This window comes from Vibrio sp. Vb0667, from assembly GCF_033391095.1.
Genome location: NZ_JAWPOL010000146.1, coordinates 1 through 1,535 on the forward strand (window position 1 = coordinate 1; position 1,535 = coordinate 1,535).

Here is a 1,535-nt window from a genome sequence, read left to right on the forward strand (position 1 = left end):
TATCCGCATCCCACTGTTTTTCGATTACCGTCGCAGAGAGTAACCCCACCAAACGCTCACCTAACGCCGGAAAGGTGTCTAAATCAAATCTTGGGGCTGCAATCAGCAAACGACCTTCTTCGGCAATGTATTCTGTTAGGCCAAATTCCTTCTGCATTTCGGTTCCTTATCCGTGGTGAGTGATGTGTTCTTGAATCAGATCCAAGAATGGATCGGCATATTTTTCTAATTTACGTTGACCTACCCCGCTCACCGCCAGCATTTCGCCATACGACGTTGGCAGAATCTCCGCCATATCAATCAAGGTCGCATCACTAAATACAACGTATGGTGGTAAGCCATCTTCATCAGCAATCGACTTACGCAGCTTGCGTAATTTCGCAAACAGCTTCTTATCGTAGTTTTTGCTGGTCAGTTTGTCCGACTTCGCAGCGCGTGCTGCGGTATCCAAACGAGGAACCGCGAGTTCGAGCGAAACATCCCCGCGCAATAATGGTCGAGCTTCCTCGGTCAATTGCAACGTCGAGTTTCGAGTAATATTTTGAAACAGCAGTCCTTTGTGGATTAACTGGCGGAAGATACTCACCCAGTAATCATGGCTGTGATCGCGGCCAATACCGTATGTAGAGATCTTATCGTGGCCATGTTCACGCACGCGGATATTTTGCATACCACGCAGCACCTCAACCACATACGTCATACCAAAGCTTTGGTTAACGCGATAAACACACGACAACGCTTTTCGCGCTTCTTCTGTCGCATCAAAATGTTTGGGTGGATCGAGGCAGATATCACAGTTACCACAAGGCTTCTCGCGGTACTCACCAAAGTAGTTGAGCAGAACCTGACGACGACAGGTTTGCGCTTCTGCAAAGGCACTCATCGCATTAAGTTTATGGCTTTCTACTTGCTTTTGCGGTCCATCGTCTTTTTCATCCAGCATGCGGCGTAGCCAACTGATGTCTGCGGGGTCGTACAACATCATCGCTTCAGCAGGTAAACCATCTCGCCCTGCTCGTCCCGTTTCTTGGTAGTAGGATTCAATATTGCGCGGAATATCAAAGTGCACCACAAAACGGACGTTCGGCTTGTTGATGCCCATACCAAAGGCAACCGTCGCGACCACGATTTGAATGTCATCACGCTGAAACGCCTCTTGAACGTAAGCACGCTCATCAGCGTCCATCCCTGCATGATAGCCCGCCGCACGGATGTGGTTGTTGCACAACTTCTCCGTCACCATTTCGACTTTCTTACGGCTACCACAGTAAATGATGCCGCAATTGCCCTTTTGGGTGTCGAGATAACGAATGATCTGAGAAATCGGCTTGTGCTTCTCGACCAGGTTGTAGCGGATATTCGGACGGTCAAAACTGCCTAAGTGGACATGAGGTTCATGCAAACGTAAGCGTTCAAGAATGTCGCGACGTGTAGCGTCATCCGCAGTGGCGGTGAGCGCCATAAATGGCACATGCGAAAAATGCTGCTTTAGCTGACCCAGCGCGGCGTATTCAGGACGGAAATCGTGTCCCCAT

2 protein-coding genes are annotated in these 1,535 nt (G+C 49.4%); both read right to left on the bottom strand.

The features are described 5' to 3' along the window. Positions 1-157 (bottom strand): DUF3630 family protein (locus tag R8269_RS24115; protein ID WP_318222766.1); only part of this gene is annotated, 157 nt, incomplete at its 3' end. A gap of 9 nt (positions 158-166) precedes the next feature. Next, positions 167-1,535, bottom strand: a 1,369-nt coding sequence (locus R8269_RS24120; protein WP_318222765.1) for a RecQ family ATP-dependent DNA helicase, incomplete at its 5' end; no start/stop codon positions are given.